Source organism: Paraburkholderia sediminicola, from assembly GCF_902859805.1.
GTDB classification, from domain to species: Bacteria; Pseudomonadota; Gammaproteobacteria; order Burkholderiales; family Burkholderiaceae; genus Paraburkholderia; species Paraburkholderia sediminicola.
Map to the genome: position 1 here is coordinate 528,846 of NZ_CADIKC010000001.1, position 15,684 is coordinate 544,529.

Genomic DNA, 15,684 nt, shown 5'->3' on the forward strand with positions numbered 1-15,684 from the left:
CCGTTATTGAATGACGCCGACATCGACGCCCGCAGGCACCGCTTGCGGCAGATAGGCGTAGCCGGCAAATGCGCGCAGGTGCCCGCCGGAGAACACAACCAGATCGCTGCCGGACACCGCGAGCGGCGTGCCACGCCGGGTTGCGGTAGCGGCGACGTACTGGTCGAACGACGTGCCCAGAATGGTTTTCAGATCCGGCAGCGTCGGGCCCTGCCACGCGACACCGAAGACGGTGCCGTTGGGCGCGACGTACTCGCGCACCAACGTGCCGGACGGCATCGTCATCAGGTGCACCGAATACGCGCTTTGAGTCGTGACCGTCTGAGCCACTGCGTGAAGGCTCGTCTGATCGCTGTCGACAGAACTGGCGTTCTGGCCGAGCGTGGCGTGCGCGGCAAACGACAGCGCGCAGCCCGCCCCGAGCATTGCGCGAGCAATGCTTGTAGAAAGCATCGGTTTCAAGAGATTTCCTTCGAGGTGAAACGCTCGTGGCCGGCGGATGAGCCGATCACGAACGGAGAATCCAGGGGCGCACTCCTGACCGGCGGTGCCGGTTCTGCATTCACACCGGTTGGGTTGCGTGAATGCGTCTACGGAGTGGCTGCGCGAAACTTTAGTGGCCGCGCAAGGGCATGGCAATCGTTTGCGGGACGATTTAAACCTTCTGCTTGCTCGCCGCCGTTTGAACCTGTTTGATATTTGAGGACAGGATCACCAAGGGGCGTCGCTTGAGCGCAGATTTTGCCGACACGTCCTGTTTAAAGCGAACACACGCATTAAATAACGGGGCCACAGTAGAAAAATATTAATGCGTGTCGCATGTCACGACCAATGTAAGCGCTCGCTGAATAATTCGGGTCTACGGGCCTATTTCATCTGATCATTGCGGCGCGTGCGGACTGCTTTTGTGTGAAGAGAAAATCGCGTGCGTTTGCGGTTCGAAGCGGCAAAAAAAATGCCGCGGATAACCAGGTGGTCATCCGCGGCATTGGGTACTTCTTTGCTAATTCGTTGCGGCTTCAGTAAGCCGCGTCCGTTACTTTTTCTGCTGTTGCAAGAGCGATTTAAGCTCCTGCACATTTTCTTCTACGCGTTTTGCAATCACTGCATACGACTCAGCCTGCGTCTGATACGCGGCTTGCGCCAACTGCTGCATGTCGGCAAGCGACTTATGCAGGCTTTGCTGGATCAGTTCGGCGGCTTTCGCCGGAGGCGCGGCGCCACCGGCCGACAATTGCCCGGTGAGCGACTGCAATTCGCCCAACGTGGTACGCAGCATTTCGGTCTGTTTCTGTGCAAGCGACTGCATACCCTGGAATGCCGTCTGATTCGCCTGAACCAGTGCTTCCATGTCCTTGCGTCGCGCTTCCATGATGGCGGGTACATCGAAGCCGGGAAGCTTGAACTGCTCCAGCATTTTAGTGAAATCGCCAAACGGATTGGTGGCGTCAGGTTGGCTCATGCGAAATCCTCCTTAACGGTTAAATACTCGCCCGCAGTGCCTCGCCGCGATGGGTTTTTCCGGCGTAGGCAACAGTGGCGTCGCGTGCGCCGCGTCTCCCAGATAGGCGTGCTGCTTCTGGGGTCGGACGGCACATTGCGTCAATCATGCGCCATCCGGCCACATTGCGCCAGCGGGCACACCCTGGCGCGGGCATCTCTTCGCCGGAACGTTTGACGACGTCGGCCACGAAGGATGCAAGGCCCTGTAAGTTACAAGATAGCTTCAGTAACCCGACAAAACGCCATGTCGACTATCGTGTCCCATGTACCGGCGCACGTTGCCCCGGTGCTGTGTCAATGGGAGCGACATCATGAAAAAAGGATTGCTGAGCGCGGCACTGGCCGCCGTTTTGACCGTGGCCGCCACCGGCGCGCTGGCACAGGAAGCGGCCGCACCGCCGCCCGCTTCGGCTCCCGCGCACGGCGAGCCGCATCACGGCGACGGGCCATCTTTCCCGCATGGGCCGATGGGACCGGGTTTCGCGGTGGTCAACGATCTGGAACAGTTGCGCCGCCTGTATGCAATGAGCGGGCGTGAAGGCGAGATCGTCGCCGTATATCACGAGGTGTTGAGCAAGACGCAAGATCCGATGCTGCGTCACTACGTGTACGACTCGCTGGCCCGTGAGCAGTTGAAACCGGCCAATCCTGACCAGGCGATTGCAACGCTGCGCACCAGTCTGTCGGAAGATCTCGTGGCGACGAACAGGCAGCCGCATGCTGTGCCGGCCGAGGCGCAACCGTCTGCTGCGCAATAAAGCGCGGCCCCGATCAGCACGCAGTCGAACGGACGGTAATTCCAACCCGGAAGCAAGGGACACGGCAATTCGTCCCGATACAGAACCGGTTGGAAGCGCTCCCGTCGAAAAGCAGCGCAGCCGTTCGGCGCGCTGCGTTAGCTTTCGCACATAGCCGCCTCACTGCCCACTTTTCATCTTCCCTCAGGTGATTAGGATGAGAGCACCGTAACGCTAGTGCCTGGTGAACAATGCGCTATCCGCTCAATATGGCCGTCGCCGCCGCTCTTCTTGTCTTTGTTCTTTGCTGCATCGTCAAACTTGCCTTGAGTTGACACCCTGCCGTCGCATTCACTCCATGCAAAACCCGCTCCGCGGCTGCATGTTTCGCCGTGACATTGCGCGAAATAATTGTTGAATGGAGTTCGGGAAGTGACTCGCCCATACTTCGTTTCGCTGCCGGTGCGTACGAAAAAAGACGCATGAGATCAAGGGTGCTTTGCGTGAAAACGCGTGTATGAATGCAACCCCGATGATCACCGATCCCACGGTTGCCCGATCATCGGAAGATGCGTTCGAAGCTAACGGCACCGCGTGCCGACGACAGGATGAACATGTTCACTTCAGTGAGTTTCCTCAAAAAGAATGCCGCCCGTTTTGCATGCGTTGCCATGGTTTGCGGCAGCGCGCTCCTGACCGGTTGCGCCGGCGGCAGCATCAGCAACGCGACCCAGACCAGCGCACAGCCGCAAGTGCGCCCGGACAATATTTATGTCTACACCTTCGACACCAATCCGGATCAGGTGAAACTGGACAACGGCGGCATGCTGAAGAAGTTGAAGTCGCAACTCGACGGTTCGTCCGCCGCGGAAAAGCAATCGGCCGATGCGATTGCCGTGCGTGAGCAGGTGGCCAACGAAATCGTGCATCAACTGCAATCGATGGGGTTGCGCGCGATTCGCTCGGACATCCCCGCCCCCGCCGACCAGAACGTCCTGCTCGTGCAAGGCAGCTTCGACACGATCGACCAGGGTAGTCGTCGCCGCCGCGTGCTGATTGGACTCGGCGCGGGCAAGAGCGAGGTGAGCAGCTCCGTGCAGATTCTCTACAAACCGGCGGGCGGCACCGCGCGCCTCGTGCAAAGTTTCAATGCCACCGGCGACAGCGGCAAAGCACCCGGCGTGGTCGAAACAGCGGGCGTAGGCGCCGCAGCCGGAAGCATCGCGACTTCGGCTGCCGTAGGCGGCGGTTTGCACGCCGTCACCGAAACCAAGAAGGCCGGTGTTTCGGCAGATGCAAAGCGCCTCGCCGACGCGGTGGCCAAACAGGTGGCGCAGATCGGTGTAAGCGGAGGCTGGCTCTCGACGGAGCACATCAAGGGATAAACCCGGTGCTAGGAAAACCACACTGCGAAGCGCGTGCCTGATATCAAACTACTCACAGTCAGGCGCCATTCGTGAGCCGTAGCGATCTCCTTGCAGATCGCGAGGCCGAGCCCGGCGCCTTCATGCCGGGCATCCGGCGCACGCCAGAACCGCTTGAAGAGAAACGGTAGATACTCTTGCCTGATGCCCGGTCCTTCATCCTGAACCTGCACCGAGACGGCATCGACAATCAGCACGACCGAGCTATGCGCCGGCGACGCATTGATTGCGTTCTCAACGATGTTCTTGAGCAGAATGAACAACGCGCTTCGGTCGGCCCAGATCGACGGTGACGCGACGACGGTTTCGAGCCGCAGCTTCACCTCCTTGCGGTCGGCCTTGCGCGCCAGATAAGCCACCACGTCCTGCACCACGTCGACAATATTCACCTCGCCGAAGCTGAAGTTCTGCGACTCGCTGACTTCGGCGAGATGCAACAGTTGCCGAACCTGACGCGCCATCAGATCGATTTCGCGAATCAGCAGGTCTTTGTCGTCGATCCCGGGCTGCAGTTCGATCTGCCCGCGGATCAAGGTGAGCGGTGTCTGCAATTCGTGCGCGGCTGACGCGAGAAACTGCTGCTGCACAGCGAAGCCATTTTCGAGTCTGTTGAGTGCTTCGTTGAAAGCGTTGATCAGCGGCTTGATTTCACTCGGAACGCCTTTGATCGAGAGACGCGTAGTGAGGTTGCGCGGCGTGATACGCGCAGCCGCGCGCGATGCCTCTCTAAGCGGCGTGAGCAACCGATGCACGGTAAACGGGAAAGTCAGACCGAAGATGATCGTGGCAATGACAATGATCGTCTTGATGATCGCCGGCATCGGCTTAACCTTGCTGTCTACAAGCGCGTCGACGAAACGCTCAGCCGTTGCGGTCTGGATATAGAAGACCGCCGGGCCACGCGCAACCCGCATTGTCAAGACTTCGAATGGCCTCGCACCTATCTCCGTACGCTGAACGTTATCGACGAATCCGGATACATCGCCCGCAATCCATGGCCCATCCCCCTGGGCGCCTTTCGAAGCGAGTAATACGTTGCCGCGTTCGTCGAGTACCCGATATTTCAGCTCAGTCGGCGCTACCTCGAACAGCCAGGCCTTCTCCGAGGGAAGCGCCACGGAAACCAGATGGCCGGCACCGTCGAAGCGGAGCCCACTCGCGATCGCCGCAGCACCTTCCATTTCCTCGTGTTGCCCGAGCATCTGCTGGGGGAAATGATTGAATGCGTAGGTGGCGGCTGCTGCCAGCACGGTCAGGCTGATCGCGAGCGCAACGATGCTGGTCAACCAAAGCCGTGCGGACAAACTGCGAATCCAGTGATTGAGCATAGTGGGCAATGGGCCGTTGATTTAGTGCTGCGCGGTGGACCCGGCGGCAACCTGAAGCGCGAAGCCCGCACCGCGAATATTGGCGAGCCGTGTGGTCGCGCCGAGCGCGGTCAGCTTTTTGCGCAGACGATGCAGCGTGACTTCGAGCGCATTCGGCGTGACGGCTTCGCCGAGTCCCCACGCGGCATGTTCGAGCGCCGCGTGCCGTACGGTGGCGCCCGCCGCCTTCACGAGGCACAGCGCGATCTGCAACTCGGCAGGCGCCAGCAGAACGGACTGCGCGCCGCACCGCATGGCGCGCTGCGGCGGATCGACCGTGATGTCGCCGAACGACATCACCAGATCCGTCAGCGCCACTGGCCGACGCATCAGCGTACGCACCCGCGCGACCAGCTCACTCATGGCGAAGGGCTTGGTCACGTAGTCGTCCGCGCCGTTTTCCAGCCCGTCGACGCGGTCATGCAGCGCATCGCGCGCGGTCAGCATGAGCGATGGCGTCATCTGCCCTGCCGCGCGCAACGTCCGTAGAAAAGTCAGGCCGTCGCCATCCGGCAAACCGCGATCGATGATGAGCACCGCGTAGTCGGCCCGGCTCACGCCATAATGCGCCTCCGAAATGGTGCCAAACACATCGGTCTCGATGCCCGCAGCGGAAAGCGCCTGACGGATCATGCCGGCCAGGCGCTCGTGGTCTTCGATCAGTGCGACACGCGACATGCGGTCGTGCTCAGTTGAATTCGTAAAGGTAGCCGACTCTGGCTTGCGGAATATAGCGCTTACCCACCAACGGGCTTTCCGTGATGCCGCTGCCGAGGTGCATGACGCCGACGTCGAGAATCAGGATCTGATGGCGCGTGAACTTGTAGTCGACACGCGTTCCGACCGAAATGTCGTAGGCCGCCTTGCCGGCATACTCCGGGCGCCCGGCGCGCGCTTCGGATGAACGCACGCCGTAATAGTAATCGACATATTTGCTGCTCAACCAATCCACGCCGGCGTGCGGTTCGAACTCGAATTTGCCGTAGTCGAAGGACTTGCTGAAATCGATAGTGGCTTTCTGCCCCTTGTTGCCGCCTTCCAGAAAATCGCCCGAGAGCGTGCCGTATGCGGTGTGCCATGCAAGCGCCGGGCCGTACCAGAACGCACCGTTGCGGTTCTGCATGCCGCTCAGAATCGGCGCATCTGACGCCTTATAGCCGTCGCCGATCGCGTACTGTCCACGCAACGCGAGGCTCACGTTGCTCCACTTGCCGATCTTCAGATCGACTGCCGTCCCAAATGCATGCACCCATTTGTCGTCGAACGAAATCAGCGGAATCGGCGTGTATTTCGTGCCGTAGCCTTTGTAGGGTGCCTGCTGGATGCCCGCGCCCACGCCCAGGCCCCAATGCGTCACGTTGGTGGAATTGTTCAGTACGGTGAAGCCTGTGTCGTCCGCCGTGGGCGGCTCCGGACTCTGGCCGTCGGCCCAGGCCGTGCCCGAATACGCGCAGAATGATGCGAACGATGCGATAGCCAGTAACAGCCTGCGCTCACGGCGAAGAGTTTTTTTCACGTCGGGTCCTGAGTTGATGGAGGAGGCGGCATCGACTCTAGAACCACTGGACTTACCCGTTACTTACTCGAAGCGGTGGAAACAGGCGTATTGGATTGCAGCAGACGGGCCAGGGAACGATCGCGGCAGGAGATGCCCCGGAAAAGCTCGCCGACAGTAAGTATCAGGTAAGTCATACAAGTTCAGCATCGAGGCCGCTATACGATCGCGGGATCTCACTCGATGAAACTCACCACTACAACCGCCTTGCGTGCAAACGCCGTGCTCCTCTGCCTCTCGACGTGCGTCGCCATCGTACCGAGCCTGATCCTTTCAGTGCTGTTCGGCCTGTTGAACGACAACCCGCCCTCGCTACCCTACCACGGGGCCACGATCGCGCTCGCACTGCTCGTCATGCTTTCGTTGCGATGGGCTGCACGCCGCGCGTTCGACGCGGCTTTAGCGGCACACCAGGTCAGATTGCTCGACGAGCCCGCCGACCAGGCGTCGATCGACGCGTATTGCGCGCGTGCGTGGCTCGTCCAGTTGCATGTGGAACTGCAAGGGCGTCACTGCATCGATTGATTGATCTGGAACTGCGCTGAGCGAGCAACCGCGTTCAGCCGCTTACGCGCCGCCCTTCTCCATCGCACGCTGGTACGCGGGCCGCGCCTCAATACGATCGACAAACGCAGTGATATGCGGGAACGCGTCGCGTCCGCAAAACTTCAGACACGTCTGCGCGACGAACGAGAGCTGGATATCGACGCCCGTCAATTCATCGCCCATCAGATAATCGCGGCCGGCCAGCTCCTGATTCAGAAAACCGAAGTGATTCTGCAGCTCACTTTCGATTCTCGGTTGCAACGGAGCCGCACCTTCGCCAAGACGGGCCGTGTACAGCTTCAGCATCAGCGGCAGCATGGCGGAGCCTTCCACATAGTGCAGGAACTGCGCGTAACGATCGTACTCGTCGGTTCCGTATGCGGGGGCCAGGCGGCCGTTGCCATAGCGGCGAATCAGATAGTCCACGATCGCGCCCGACTCGAAAATCACTTTCTCGCCGTCGCGAATCACGGGGGCCTTGCCCAGCGGATGGATCGCCATCAGTTCCGGTGGCGCAAGACGGGTCTGCGGATTCCGCTGGTATTGAACGAGCGTGTAGTCGAGACCGAGTTCTTCCAGCAACCAGGTAATGCGGCGCGAACGGGATTCGTTGAGGTGATGGACTTCGATCATGGAGTAGTTTGTTGAGCCGGTGAGAGAAAGTGCGGCCACCGCCTGCCCCGAAACCGTTCGGCGATTCACGTGGGCAGGCATTGGAAGGATCTTGCGAGCTGGCATCAGCATGACACTGCGCGGCATAAACTGGTGCGTCGATGCAGCAACACGCCTCTGCTCGTTAGAACCGCAACAGCACCTTGCCCTTGCGCGCGCTCTTCGCGCTCATCGCTGCCGCTTGCGCCGCGTTCTCCACATCGAAGACGGCTTCAACCGGCAGCTTAAGCTCGCCGGATGCAGCGAGCCTCAGCAATTCGCCGATCATTCGCGCTTTATCCGCACCCGAAGTGACCTCGAAAATCTTGCTCGCCCAGAAACCCTTGACCGTCGCCTGCTTGAAGATTGCATCGCCGGAGCTGAGGCGCATCGGCTCATTGGACATCGCGCCGAACGACACCAGGGTGCCGTTTTCGCCAAGCAGACCAAAGATGTCACCGCTGGCGTCGCCACCCACTGAATCGACACCTGCCAGAATCGGTGCATCGCCGACAATCTCGCGAACCCGTTTCTTCCAGCCGTCGCTTTCAGTCGACACTGCATTGCCGATTCCAACCTCGGCCAATTCCGCAATGCCCGCCTCGCGCCGGACCAGATTCACCCCATTGATGCCGCGTGCGTTGGCCAGCATCGCCAGCGTCTTACCGACCGCACCGTTCGCCGTGTTCTGGATGAACCACTGACCGGGTTCGAGGTGCAAATATTCGAGCAACATGACCGCGCTCAACGGCATGGCGATCAGTTGGCAACCTGTTTCGTCGCTGATCGCATCAGGCAGCGGAACCACCGCTGCCGCCGGCGCCAGAACGTAATCGGCCCAGCCCTCGTAGATGCCGGCCACCACCACGCGCTGACCGGGCTTCAGATGTTCGACACCTTCGCCGATCGCGTCGATCACGCCGGCAACTTCGGTGCCGCCCACGGCCGGCAGTTTCGGCTTATAACCATACTGACCGCGAATCGTCCAGAGGTCGTGATTGTGGATCGGCGACAAGGTCGATTTGATGCGCACCTGGCCCGCGCCGGGATTCGGCGTGGGACGTTCCGCAACCTGCAGCACCTCGGCGGGATTGCCGAAAGAGGAATAGATAACGCTACGCAAAGTCGATCTCCTGGAATGTGCAACGATGAGGACTCCGTTCTGCGCGGAGTGAGGGGTTCTGCGAGTGCTTCTCTGGGTGCTTCTGCAAATGGTTTTCTGTGTGCTTCGGCTGATGTTTCTGTTCGAGGCGCTTCATCAGCATCACGACCTCGGCCGCAACCATGTCATGCCGCTCGCAGGACGCTCTGTGTGACCGCCATGGCTTGCGCCATCGCGCTTCCATCCTGTCGCAGCTTGGTGACGAGCGCCGCGCCGAGCCACATGTGGTACAGGAGTTCGGCCGCCTCCCGAGCCCGGATCTCCGGCGAAAGCGAACCGTCTGTCTGGCCTTCTTCGATTACGGAAGCAAGACGCAGCATCAAACGGTCGACGCCGTCGCGCAGCACCACGCGCATTTCATCGGACAGGTCGCCGATTTCCGCGCTCAGCTTCACCACCAGACACTTTTCGTCGCCGTCCTGATCGAGTTGCTCCTGCTGCCAGGCAGCCCAATAGCTCAGCAGCTTGTCACGGCCGTTGACACCGGGCCGGCCGAACAGCTCGTCGAGGCGCACCGCGTAGTCGGCAACGTATTGCTGCAGCAACTCGCTGCCGAACGATTCCTTCGAGCCGAAGTAGTGATAGAACGAGCCCTTCGGGATTTCGGCGGTCGTCAGAATCTCATTCAGCCCGACCGCGACAAAGCCCTTGCGTGCGATCAGCGCGCGCCCGGCATCGAGGATGTGGCGGCGAATGTGGGGATGGCTTGCTCTCATAGGAAGCGGATTATGGCCTCAATTAGACCAGTCGTCTAGAGCGCGTATGTGCGACTTGACTGACTGCCCGTGGTCCTGGTTGGGCGCCTATCCAGCCCACAACGTCGCTTAACCCAGCGAGACCGGCAGATAGAGCCGCGCCGCACCACGCTGAATCAGCAATGCGACACTGCCGCGCGCCTGGCGGATCTGCTCGGCCATTTCTTCGATCGACGTCACCGGCGTCTCGTTGACCGACAGCACGATGTCACCGGCTTTCAAACCCGTGCGTGCCCCCGCCCCGCTCACCTGCTGGACCAGCAAGCCGTGATCGACGCCGACACTCTGCTGCTCCTGCTGCGTCAGCGGACGCACCGTCACCCCTAAACGCGCGGGCGTCGGCGTCATGACTGGCGAGCCGTTGCTGTCGAGTTCGCCCACCGTGACCTCGATCAACGCCGCGGTCCGCGAGCGCCATACGAGCAGATCCGCCGTCCGGCCGGGCCGTATTTTTGCCACGGTTGTCAGCAAGTCCGCCGATTCGCCGATCTCGACACCGTCGACTGCCTGCACCACGTCGCCCGGCCGGAGCCCTGCCTGCGCGGCCGGACCGCCCGCCTCGACCATGCTGATCAACGCGCCATCCGGCTTCGCGAGCCCGAACGACTGCGCCAGCGACTGGCTGACCTCCTGAACGGCAACCCCTAAACGCCCGCGGCTGACGTGGCCAGTCTTCAGCAATTGCTCCTTGACGTTGAGCGCGACATCGATCGGAATCGCGAAGGACAGCCCCTGGTAGCTTCCCGTCTTCGAGTAGATCATCGAGTTGATCGCGATCACTCGCCCGTCGAGGTCGAAGAGCGGGCCACCCGAGTTGCCCGGGTTGATCGGCACATCGGTCTGAATGAACGGAATGTACGCCTCGCCCGGCAGCGAACGGGATTTCGCACTGACGATGCCGGCGGTAACCGTGTTCGCAAAGCCGTACGGCGAGCCGATTGCCATCACCCAGTCGCCTACACTCGTGCGCTCGGGGCGGCCTGTTACCACGACCGGCAAGTTATCGGAATCGATCTTCACGAGCGCTACATCCGATAGCGCGTCGCTGCCGATCACCTTGCCCTTGAATTCGCGTTTATCGGTCAGCTTCACGTCGACCGCGGCGGCATCGCCGACCACGTGCCGGTTGGTCAGGATATAACCGTCCGCGCTCACGATAAATCCCGACCCCAGGCTCACCTCTTCGCGATTGCCAATCACGCGGCGCGCGAGGAAGGGCGCGAGTGGATTGTCCGGCGCGATACCCGGTGGGAGTTGCACGCCCATCTGCGTCACTTCGCGCGTCACGCTGATGTTGACCACCGCTGGTCCGTAACGCCGCGCGAGTGCCGCGAAATTGGGCACGGCCAGTTGGGCCATCACCGGCGCGGCGGCCGTGGGTGTTTCCTGTGCGCCGGCGAGGGCTACGGGCCCGGTGCCGGCCAGCACAAGACCGATGAGCAGCCAGGCCCGCCGGATCACCCGCTGCACGTTGCGTAAGCTGCGCGTCATATCAAGTCCGACGTTAGTCGATGTTGTGTCAAGCCACTGCGCGCCAAACGCCACTACGCGCGCTTACCCACGCTCACTGCCATCACTCATCCCAGAGCACCACACGGCGGGCGGCTTGCCGCGCTCGCGGAGCCACGTTCGTGCTACCGCGCTCGCCGCGTCCACTGGAGCAGGCGCGGCAAACCTGCTGGATCCAGCGGCCGAAATCTGGCGCGCCGGCGTCGCGCCACCCCGCCGCGTCAGCGTGCCACCTCATCATGACGGGATTGGGTACGCCGAGGAGCCGTTCCTGCGGCATGCAGGGCGCTTCACGGTCCGCCACCCAGACGTCGTTTCCGCCCGGCCTGATCCCGTAGGCGGCCACGCCGTAACCGCTTACGCCACCGACCAGCACGACTTTCAGTTGCAGATCCAGAGGGTGCTTCATGCGCCTCATATCCGTTCTTGTCTCTGGCGTCCGATCAGCACAGCCGGCAACGCCTATGGCCGTTGCGGCGTGATCGACTTGCCCCAGTTCGCACCGAAGCGGTTGCGCTCGGCCGACAGGTTGAACGTGCCGACCCGGTTGGAAGGCCCGTTTGCCAGCGCCTGTGCCGCGCTCTGCGAAGCAGCAACGTCCGCAGGCACGGTGGGCGCCAACTGCCGGCTCAGGCAGTCGTACGAGAGGGCCCGCTCTCCGTCGATCTCAACGTCGACACACACGCGCTTCGAGGCCTGCCCGGCTGACGGCGAAGCCGGCGGCGTCTGCGCGAATGTCAACCCCGCGGGCAACAGACAGGCCGCCACAACCATCACAACGCTCGCCCGCATTCGTTTGCGCATATCAGTCGCCTCGCCGATCATTCGGACTCTCCGGCATCCCTTTCGCCGCGCCTGTCCCGCTCACGCTCATAGCCGCCGATAAACCGGTTGAACGCCCTGATCTGCGTCTGCCGCAAGCGAGGCGCGGGGCAATCCGCGAGTCGTTCGATACGCTCCACCGGCTCCCAGAACAGAATATCCGCAGCCGTCGGAAACGGCGTGTGCAGCGGCTCCCGATACGTTACCCGGAAAAGCCCCGCCGGCACGCGCCGTTCATCGCGCCACAGATCGCCGACATCGCGAACACTGCCGTCGAAACACAAGCGAATGCGGGCTCGCTCGTCGCGGTCGTTGACGCTGATGAAGCCCGCCAACGCAAGAAGTACATAGGGCACGTCGCGTTCATCGAATGCCGGATAGCGCCACAGGTCCACAACGTCGGCGTATTCGATCAGGCGGGCGAAGCGTTCCAGCGTCAAGGGCGGCGCCGCGTGCCGCGCGATCCGGAAGTGACGCTGCCAATGCTGCAGAAACCGTTCGCGATGGAGCGGCCCGGCGGCCCCTCCCGCCAAGCCGTTCGCGTTCGTATCGAGACTCGCGCCCACCGTCAAACCAGCCGGCTCGTAGCTCGACGTAGTGAGCGGACATCGCGCATCGTCGGCGCTGTCCAGATGCCGGTAGTAGCGATAGCCGCCGCGTCGCCGATGCGTGAACACCAGCTCGGCAAGACACAACGGGCAGCGCGGATTAGCCGACACAGCCCCATCCCCCGCCTGGGTCCGCGCGTAAGCGCCGTAAGCTTCGACGTAGCGCTCATCGAGCGGATGCCAGCCTTTGTCCACGTTCCCCGTCCTGTGGCGGCCGCGCTTATTGCGCCGCGCTGAGCGCTTTCTTCAACGCGTCTTCATTGATCGCGACCGTGCCCGGGCCGACCTGCTTCGCGAGATACGCCTGCACGTTCTGCTGGGTACGCTGCCGGCGCAGCATCGCGCGCAGTTGATCCTTCACGTCAGCAAGCGGGCGCACACCGGCTGCGCGAACGTCGACGAGCTTCATCACATGAAAGCCGGCCGCTGTCTGGATCGGCGCGGAGATGTCGCCTGGCTTCATGGAATCGGCCGCCTTGCGAATTTCCGGCAAGAGCACACCTTCCGGCACAAAGCCCATGTCTCCGCCCTGGCTCGCACTGGGTTTGTCCTGCGAATTCGCGGCTGCAAGCGCGGCGAAATCCGCGCCGCCGGCATGGGCCTGGCGCGCCAGATCGTCGGCCTGCTTGCGTGATTTTGCACGAGTCGCGGCATCGGCGTCAGGCGGAACAGCAATGTAGATCTGCGCAAAATGAAGCGCGCGCGGTGTGGAGAACGCAGTGCGGTTCTGATCGTAGGCGGCCTGAACTTCGGCATCCGAAGGGTAATTCGCGGGCGGCGCCGCGACCGAAGCCAGATAGCTGCGCATCAGCGTGTCACGCTCGGCCTGTTCGACCATCTGTTTGACTTCCGGCTGCTGATCCCAGCCCTTGGCCTTGACTTCAGCAACCACCACCGACTGCGCGAGCCGCGCACGCACCAGCTGATCCAGACTCGCCGGATCGGCGGCGAGCCGCTCGCGGGTCTCCGCATCGAGCGATTTGAGCAAGGTGGTCATCTGCGTCTGCGTGACCGATGCCTGACCGGCGCTCGCGATGACCGCGCTCTGCGCGGACGCAAGCAAAGGCGCGCTGAGCGCACACGCGCCCGCGAGCATCATCAAACGTTTCATCTGCTACTCCTGCGAATTGTGCAAATCGGGGCGGCGCGCGGCCAGCGGGGCTGTGCCCTGCGCGGGTTGTCCGAGTTGCCTGAATTGTCCGTCACGTACTTCGCCCACGGTGCTGTCCGATAGATGAAGACGCACAACCAGCGGCTGCCGCATTCCACGCGGCGGCACTCCGGCACTTTGGGCGAGCAGCAAGGTGCGCAGATCGTCATCGGCCTGCTGGTCACCGAGCGGTGCGAACGCCACCCGTACGATGTGCCCGCTTGCGTCGAGCCACACCTTGACGCTCAACATGGGCGGCGCACTGCCGGCCTCGCTATCGGACGCCGCGCGCAGTTCCAGGAACGCATGGAAGCGCTGGGCCTCGGCGCTCGCCCCTTCGAGCGCGGTCTGGAACTGCTGCCCCACGCCTTGCGCGTAGGCAACCCACGCTTGCGGCGCCTGCGCGGCCGGTACCGGTTGCGACTGCGCCTGTGCACCGGCGCCTAACAGCGCGAACAATGCCGCGCCGAGCGCGCGCAGTCCGCGGTGCTTGCGGGGTTCGCGCGTCACTGCAGCGTCGCCTTGCCGTCGGCCGAACTGCTCGCCGAACGCGCACTCCCGGCCTCACCGGCCACGTCACGCTCGCCGGACTCAGTCGCGGCGGGCTTGCGTGCCGCCTCTTCGGCTGCGGCCATAGCCGGCCGGTTGCGCAGATGCAGGAGAAACTCCTGGACGAGCCGGTCCCACAGTTCGATCGTCGACAGCAGATGACGCATGCTCACGCCGCCCGCGACCACCACGTCCATTTCGAGGAGCAGGAATTGCCCGTGCGCCGCGAGACGCGCAAAGCGCTTGGTGCGGTTCCAGCTGGCGACCAGATCCACCGGCAAGTCGCCTTGCACCTGCATCGCGCAACTCAGCGTGTAGTCGAGGTACACCGGCGTGCCATCAGCCGTTTGAACGACACCCGGCTGCACACCGTTGCCGAAGCGCACGACGAAGCCCACGCCCTGGCTCGCGCTCATCAGTTGCACGACGCCGTTCTGCTCGGCTGAGGTCACGCGATAGCCCGCCGACTTAAGCACGTCCGCGAGTTGCTCGACGCCGATCGAATCGATCAGGTTCTCCGTGTTCAGATGGGCCGCGCTTTGATTGGCCTTCGCATCGCTGCTGTTGTCTAGAGTGCTCATCATGTATTCCGTGTCGGTTGTTCAGGAGCTTTGATGGGGATTACTTCGCCGCGGCGGAAGCAGCCGCTGCCGCAGGATCGGACGAAGCAGCGGCCGGCGCGGCTGCGGGATTAAAACGGCCGGCATGCAGCGCGTCGCCATAACGTTGCGCGATTTCGTCGTATTTCACGCGTGCGCTCTGGGCGAACGGCTCGCGCGAGCTGAAGAGCGTGCCGAAACCAACATGCTCATACGCGCTCAGAATTTCATGACCGACCTGATCCAGCTGCGCGTTTTGCGCTTCGCAACGCTGCAGTTGCGTCTCACGGGCCTTGAGTTCCGTCTGCGCCTGTGTCCGGTCGGCGTCGTGCGAGCGCGAGGTGGCAAGCAGATTCTGATACGCGGTACGCAAGGTCTGGAGTTGCTGCGTGTCCTGCGCGTGACTGGCCTTTTCACTCGACAGTGCCCGCTCGGCCGCCACTTCGGCGCCCGATTTGCCCTTCGCGGCCGCGAGGTCGGCCTGCGCCTGCTTCAGATCGGCAAGGGCCTTGTCGCGTTGTTGCTCGGCGGCAGTCTTGTCGGCTTGCAACTGCGCCTGCGTATCCTGCAACTGCCGCAGATCCTGCGTGGTCGAGCGCAACTGGGTGCGCAACTTGTCTTCGATACTTTGCGCACACGCTGCGCCCGGCGCACTCAGCAACACACACAGAAGCGCCGATATGGCGACGAGCGGTTCACGCAATCCAGACAGCCGCGGTACGCTCAGGGGATTAGGCATTTTCATGA

At 62.3% G+C, this 15,684-nt stretch carries 19 protein-coding genes; 3 read left to right on the forward strand and 16 right to left on the reverse strand.

Annotated elements, in window-relative coordinates; all coding sequences use genetic code 11:
* Positions 1–3: 3 nt before the first annotated feature.
* Positions 4–453, reverse strand: a complete 450-nt coding sequence (locus R8871_RS02355; RefSeq protein WP_175049945.1) for a DUF2844 domain-containing protein — start codon at positions 451–453, stop codon at positions 4–6.
* A 583-nt stretch (positions 454–1,036) separates the two neighbouring features.
* Positions 1,037–1,462 (reverse strand): phasin family protein, encoded by a 426-nt coding sequence (gene phaP / locus R8871_RS02360; protein WP_175048871.1) that lies wholly within the window; start codon positions 1,460–1,462, stop codon positions 1,037–1,039.
* Positions 1,463–1,814: 352 nt separating this feature from the next.
* Between phaP and R8871_RS02365 the strand changes: the two genes are divergently transcribed.
* Together R8871_RS02365 and R8871_RS02370 are read left to right on the forward strand one after the other, a co-directional pair.
* Positions 1,815–2,261 (forward strand): hypothetical protein, encoded by a 447-nt coding sequence (locus R8871_RS02365; protein WP_175048872.1) that lies wholly within the window; start codon positions 1,815–1,817, stop codon positions 2,259–2,261.
* 593 nt (positions 2,262–2,854) lie between these two features.
* Positions 2,855–3,625 (forward strand): DUF4410 domain-containing protein, encoded by a 771-nt coding sequence (locus tag R8871_RS02370; RefSeq protein ID WP_175048873.1) that lies wholly within the window; start codon positions 2,855–2,857, stop codon positions 3,623–3,625.
* 8 nt (positions 3,626–3,633) lie between these two features.
* Here R8871_RS02370 and R8871_RS02375 read toward each other — a convergent pair whose 3' ends face one another.
* From R8871_RS02375 to R8871_RS02385, 3 genes are read right to left on the reverse strand one after another with little or no spacing between them, the layout of a single operon-like run.
* On the reverse strand, positions 3,634–4,968 hold the full coding sequence (locus R8871_RS02375; RefSeq protein WP_322789500.1) for a sensor histidine kinase: 1,335 nt from the start codon (positions 4,966–4,968) through the stop codon (positions 3,634–3,636).
* A gap of 45 nt (positions 4,969–5,013) precedes the next feature.
* Positions 5,014–5,709, reverse strand: coding sequence for a response regulator transcription factor (locus R8871_RS02380; protein WP_175048874.1), 696 nt, complete (start codon positions 5,707–5,709; stop codon positions 5,014–5,016).
* A 10-nt stretch (positions 5,710–5,719) separates the two neighbouring features.
* On the reverse strand, positions 5,720–6,547 hold the full coding sequence (locus R8871_RS02385) for a MipA/OmpV family protein (protein WP_175048875.1): 828 nt from the start codon (positions 6,545–6,547) through the stop codon (positions 5,720–5,722).
* 222 nt (positions 6,548–6,769) lie between these two features.
* On the opposite strand from R8871_RS02385, the gene R8871_RS02390 reads away from it, so the two are divergent.
* Complete coding sequence (locus R8871_RS02390; RefSeq protein WP_175048876.1) at positions 6,770–7,111, forward strand: hypothetical protein; 342 nt, start codon at positions 6,770–6,772, stop codon at positions 7,109–7,111.
* Between the two features lie 42 nt (positions 7,112–7,153).
* On the opposite strand, the gene R8871_RS02395 is transcribed toward R8871_RS02390, so the two are convergent.
* The 11 genes from R8871_RS02395 to R8871_RS02445 form a co-directional block, all read right to left on the reverse strand.
* Positions 7,154–7,765 carry a glutathione S-transferase family protein gene (locus R8871_RS02395; protein WP_175048877.1) on the reverse strand — a complete coding sequence of 204 codons (612 nt, stop codon included), beginning with the start codon at positions 7,763–7,765 and terminating at the stop codon, positions 7,154–7,156.
* A gap of 163 nt (positions 7,766–7,928) precedes the next feature.
* Positions 7,929–8,906, reverse strand: coding sequence for a zinc-binding dehydrogenase (locus R8871_RS02400; RefSeq protein ID WP_175048878.1), 978 nt, complete (start codon positions 8,904–8,906; stop codon positions 7,929–7,931).
* A gap of 164 nt (positions 8,907–9,070) precedes the next feature.
* Entirely contained in the window at positions 9,071–9,661 is a 591-nt protein-coding gene (locus R8871_RS02405; RefSeq protein WP_175048879.1) for a TetR/AcrR family transcriptional regulator, read from the reverse strand.
* Positions 9,662–9,769: 108 nt separating this feature from the next.
* Positions 9,770–11,191 (reverse strand): Do family serine endopeptidase, encoded by a 1,422-nt coding sequence (locus tag R8871_RS02410; protein ID WP_175048880.1) that lies wholly within the window; start codon positions 11,189–11,191, stop codon positions 9,770–9,772.
* A gap of 82 nt (positions 11,192–11,273) precedes the next feature.
* Complete coding sequence (locus R8871_RS02415; protein ID WP_175048881.1) at positions 11,274–11,618, reverse strand: hypothetical protein; 345 nt, start codon at positions 11,616–11,618, stop codon at positions 11,274–11,276.
* 53 nt (positions 11,619–11,671) lie between these two features.
* Positions 11,672–12,013: a hypothetical protein gene (locus tag R8871_RS02420; protein WP_246287319.1), complete on the reverse strand. Its 342-nt coding sequence runs from the start codon at positions 12,011–12,013 to the stop codon at positions 11,672–11,674.
* A 17-nt stretch (positions 12,014–12,030) separates the two neighbouring features.
* Positions 12,031–12,834, reverse strand: coding sequence for a hypothetical protein (locus tag R8871_RS02425; RefSeq protein WP_175048882.1), 804 nt, complete (start codon positions 12,832–12,834; stop codon positions 12,031–12,033).
* A 25-nt stretch (positions 12,835–12,859) separates the two neighbouring features.
* Complete coding sequence (locus tag R8871_RS02430) at positions 12,860–13,750, reverse strand: peptidylprolyl isomerase (RefSeq protein ID WP_175048883.1); 891 nt, start codon at positions 13,748–13,750, stop codon at positions 12,860–12,862.
* Positions 13,751–13,753: 3 nt separating this feature from the next.
* A complete protein-coding gene (locus R8871_RS02435; RefSeq protein ID WP_175048884.1) occupies positions 13,754–14,299 on the reverse strand; it encodes a YbaB/EbfC family DNA-binding protein in 546 nt (181 codons plus the stop codon).
* The gene (locus R8871_RS02440; RefSeq protein WP_217468877.1) at positions 14,296–14,922 is read right to left on the reverse strand and encodes a YbjN domain-containing protein; all 627 of its coding nucleotides are present in this window, start codon (positions 14,920–14,922) and stop codon (positions 14,296–14,298) included. The genes R8871_RS02435 and R8871_RS02440 overlap by 4 nt, the downstream gene beginning before the upstream one ends.
* A gap of 37 nt (positions 14,923–14,959) precedes the next feature.
* On the reverse strand, positions 14,960–15,682 hold the full coding sequence (locus R8871_RS02445; protein WP_322789501.1) for a hypothetical protein: 723 nt from the start codon (positions 15,680–15,682) through the stop codon (positions 14,960–14,962).
* Between the last annotated feature and the right edge of the window lie 2 nt (positions 15,683–15,684).

Excerpts from the sequence above, each read along its gene's own strand:
- R8871_RS02355 (WP_175049945.1), bottom strand. The coding sequence starts at position 453 with ATGCTTTCTACAAGCATTGCTCGCGCAATGCTCGGGGCGGGCTGCGCG.
- phaP (WP_175048871.1), bottom strand. The coding sequence starts at position 1,462 with ATGAGCCAACCTGACGCCACCAATCCGTTTGGCGATTTCACTAAAATG.
- R8871_RS02365 (WP_175048872.1), top strand. The coding sequence starts at position 1,815 with ATGAAAAAAGGATTGCTGAGCGCGGCACTGGCCGCCGTTTTGACCGTG.
- R8871_RS02370 (WP_175048873.1), top strand. The coding sequence starts at position 2,855 with ATGTTCACTTCAGTGAGTTTCCTCAAAAAGAATGCCGCCCGTTTTGCA.
- R8871_RS02380 (WP_175048874.1), bottom strand. The coding sequence starts at position 5,709 with ATGTCGCGTGTCGCACTGATCGAAGACCACGAGCGCCTGGCCGGCATG.
- R8871_RS02390 (WP_175048876.1), top strand. The coding sequence starts at position 6,770 with ATGAAACTCACCACTACAACCGCCTTGCGTGCAAACGCCGTGCTCCTC.
- R8871_RS02395 (WP_175048877.1), bottom strand. The coding sequence starts at position 7,765 with ATGATCGAAGTCCATCACCTCAACGAATCCCGTTCGCGCCGCATTACC.
- R8871_RS02405 (WP_175048879.1), bottom strand. The coding sequence starts at position 9,661 with ATGAGAGCAAGCCATCCCCACATTCGCCGCCACATCCTCGATGCCGGG.
- R8871_RS02410 (WP_175048880.1), bottom strand. The coding sequence starts at position 11,191 with ATGACGCGCAGCTTACGCAACGTGCAGCGGGTGATCCGGCGGGCCTGG.
- R8871_RS02415 (WP_175048881.1), bottom strand. The coding sequence starts at position 11,618 with ATGAAGCACCCTCTGGATCTGCAACTGAAAGTCGTGCTGGTCGGTGGC.
- R8871_RS02420 (WP_246287319.1), bottom strand. The coding sequence starts at position 12,013 with ATGCGCAAACGAATGCGGGCGAGCGTTGTGATGGTTGTGGCGGCCTGT.
- R8871_RS02430 (WP_175048883.1), bottom strand. The coding sequence starts at position 13,750 with ATGAAACGTTTGATGATGCTCGCGGGCGCGTGTGCGCTCAGCGCGCCT.
- R8871_RS02440 (WP_217468877.1), bottom strand. The coding sequence starts at position 14,922 with ATGATGAGCACTCTAGACAACAGCAGCGATGCGAAGGCCAATCAAAGC.
- R8871_RS02445 (WP_322789501.1), bottom strand. The coding sequence starts at position 15,682 with ATGAAAATGCCTAATCCCCTGAGCGTACCGCGGCTGTCTGGATTGCGT.